The organism is Saccharomonospora iraqiensis subsp. paurometabolica YIM 90007, from assembly GCF_000231035.2.
Lineage (GTDB): Bacteria > Actinomycetota > Actinomycetes > Mycobacteriales > Pseudonocardiaceae > Saccharomonospora > Saccharomonospora paurometabolica.
In genome coordinates this window covers 1-2,962 of sequence record NZ_KI912251.1, presented here as the reverse complement: position 1 = coordinate 2,962, position 2,962 = coordinate 1, and the positions used below count along the sequence as shown (strand labels likewise).

Annotated in this window: 2 protein-coding genes; both read right to left on the bottom strand. The window is 73.8% G+C overall.

Going from position 1 to position 2,962, the window contains the following annotated elements; all coding sequences use genetic code 11:
- Positions 1–1,229: DUF6986 family protein (locus tag SACPADRAFT_RS28495; protein WP_007027097.1), on the bottom strand; the 1,229-nt coding region annotated here is incomplete at its 3' end.
- Positions 1,226–2,653, bottom strand: coding sequence for an NAD-dependent malic enzyme (locus tag SACPADRAFT_RS0217825; RefSeq protein WP_007027096.1), 1,428 nt, complete (start codon positions 2,651–2,653; stop codon positions 1,226–1,228). The genes SACPADRAFT_RS28495 and SACPADRAFT_RS0217825, both read right to left, overlap by 4 nt.
- Positions 2,654–2,962 lie beyond the last annotated feature (309 nt).

Below are 2,962 nucleotides of genomic sequence, written 5' to 3'. Positions count from 1 at the left end.
GCCAGCCGGTCGGGACCGGCGCCGACGGCGTGTTCGACCTCGCCCGGGGTGGCCGCGCCGCAGTCGAGCGCCCGCAGCACGAACCCGGCCAAGGCGGCGGCAGTGGCGGGTTCGTCCAGCCAGCCCGACTCACCACCGCCGAGGTAACCGCGCAGCCGGCCGGTGGCCTGCGCCAGTCCCTCCCGGTAGAAGGTGTAGGTGGCCAGGTAGCGGGTCGGCAGCTGGGCCGGGTGCAGGTCCCAGCCCTGGTAGAAACCACGCTCCAGCGACCGGCGCACCAGCCGGGTGTGCAGCCGCCACGCCGCGTGGACCCGCTCGGAGGCGCCGACGGGCAGCACGTTGGTGGAGCCGTCGGACAGGAACACGCCGGTGCCCGCGGCGGCCACCTGCAGCACCGCCTTGGCGTGGTCGGCCGCCGGGTGTTCCATGCTCTGATGCTCGGCCGCGATGCCGCACGAGGCGGAGTAGTCGTAGGTGCCGTAGTGCAGACCCGTGCACCGGCCCCGCGCGGCGTGCACCATGCGGGCGACGAGCACCGTGCCGTCCGGTCCGAGGATCGACTGCGGGGTCTCCACCTGGATCTCGAACCGCAGGGAACCCTCGGCCAGCCCGAGGGCGGCCTCCAGCCGCCCGCACACCAGCACCATCGCCTCGACCTGCTCCACCGAGGTCACCTTCGGCAGGGTCACCACGAACCCGTCGGTGAGCCCCCCGGCGGCGTGCAGCGTCTCGACGAACGACCACAGACTCGCCAGCCCCCGGCGGCGGGTGGGCGCCTCGAAGCTCTTGAACCGGATGCCGTGCCACGGCGGCGCCGTCCCGGACCGCACGGTGTCGGCCAGTGCCTCGGCGGCGGCGGTCACCGCCGCGTCCTCCTCCGCGTCCGGGCGGGTGCCGTAGCCGTCCTCGAAGTCGACGCGCAGGTCCTCGACCGGTTCCCGCGCCAGTTTGTCCCGGATCCGGTCGTGGACCGCACGGGCGGTCTCCGTGGGCACGCCCGTCGCCCCGGCCAGGGCCTCCGGGGTGTCCGCGTGCTCGTCCAGCACGGCCGACGCCCGTGCGCCCCAGTCCGGCACGGTGGCGGCCGTGTACCGGTCGGCGGGGACGTAGACCGTGTGCACCGGCTGCCGCACGCCCCGGTCGCCGGGGAAGCGCCGGGCCAGTTCCCGGTCGGCGGTGGCCAGGCGCCGGTCGAGTTCCTCGGCCAGGCCCTCCACGCCGGCGCTCACGACCGCGCCCCGTCCCGGTCGGCGGTGTCCCGGTCGGCGGTGTCCCGGTCGGCGGCCGCGCGGACCGCGGCGGCGACGGCCGGGGCGACCGAGTCGTCGAACACCGACGGCACGATGTAGCTGGCGTTGAGCTCGGACGGCTCGACCGAGTCGGCGATCGCCTCCGCCCCGGCGAGCATCACCGCGTCGGTGATCCGGTGTGCCCCGGCGTCCAGCATGCCCCGGAACAGGCCGGGGAAGGCGAGCACGTTGTTGATCTGGTTCGGGAAGTCCGACCGGCCGGTGGCCACCACCGCCGCGTGCCCGCGGGCGGCGAACGGGTCCACCTCCGGGTCCGGGTTGGCCAGGGCGAACACGATCGCGTCGTCCGCCATCGCGGCGAGGTCGGCGCCGTCGAGCAGGTTCGGCGCGGACACGCCGACGAAGACGTCGGCACCGGCCAGCGCCCCGGCGAGCGTGCCGGTGACCCCGCGGGAGTTGGTGTTGTCGGCGATCCACCGCCGGTCCGGGTCGAGCCCGTCCCGCTCCGGGTGGACGACCCCGTGCCGGTCGCAGGCGACGATGTCGGTCACCCCCTGGGCGTGCAGCAGTCGGATGATGGCGTGCCCGGCGGCGCCGACGCCGCTGACGACCACCCGCAGCCCCTCCCGCTTCTTGCCGACCACCCGCAGGGCGTTGGTCAGCGCCGCCAGCACCACCACGGCGGTGCCGTGCTGGTCGTCGTGGAAGACCGGGATGTCCAGCTCGTCGCGCAGCCGCCGCTCGATCTCGAAGCAGCGGGGTGCCGCGATGTCCTCCAGGTTGATCCCGCCGTACACCGTCGCCATCGACCGGACGATGTGGACGATGTCGTCCGGGTCGCGGGTGTCCAGGCACACGGGCCAGGCGTCCACCCCGGCGAACTGCTTGAACAAGGCCGCCTTGCCCTCCATCACCGGCAGCGCGGCGGCCGGGCCGATGTCGCCGAGGCCGAGCACCGCGGACCCGTCGGTGACCACGGCGACGGTGTTGCGCTTGACGGTCAGCCGCCGCGCGTCCTCGGGACGGTCCGCGATGGCCCGGCAGACCCGGGCCACCCCGGGGGTGTAGGCGCGGGAGAGGTCGTCCCGGTTGCGCAGCGGGACCCGGGGATTGACCTCGAGTTTGCCGCCGAGGTGCAGCAGGAACGTGCGGTCGCTGACCTTGCGCACGGTCACGTTCTCGACCGCGCCCAGTGCCTCGGTGATCGATTCGGCGTGGTCGGCGTCGGCGGCGTCGCAGGTGACGTCCACGACGAGCCGGTCGGCGTGCGACTCGGCCACGTCGAGTGCGGTGAGTGCGCCCCCGGCGTGGCGCACGGCGGCCACCAGGTCGCTGGTGGCGTCGGCGTGGGACGGGGTCTGGACCCGGACGGTGACGGCGTAGCCGGGACTGGTGTTGGACATCGGACCTCACTGGTGCGCGACGGACGGGATGCTCCGAACGGAAGCACGAGGTCCGGAACATCTTCAACAAACTGTTGACGTGAAGGCTGTCACAGGTGCATGCTCTCGTTCAACGGAATCTCTCTTCCGCGATCCGAAAGGTTTGATCCCATGACGTTGGACGAGTTCAACGCGGCACCGGCCGGGGAGGTGACTCCCGCGCTCCTCGCGTGCTGCGCCGCGCCCTCCTGGGCCGACACGGTGTGCGCGGGCCGCCCGTACCCGGACGTGGACACCCTCGCCGGCACGGCCGACGCCGCGGCACGCGGG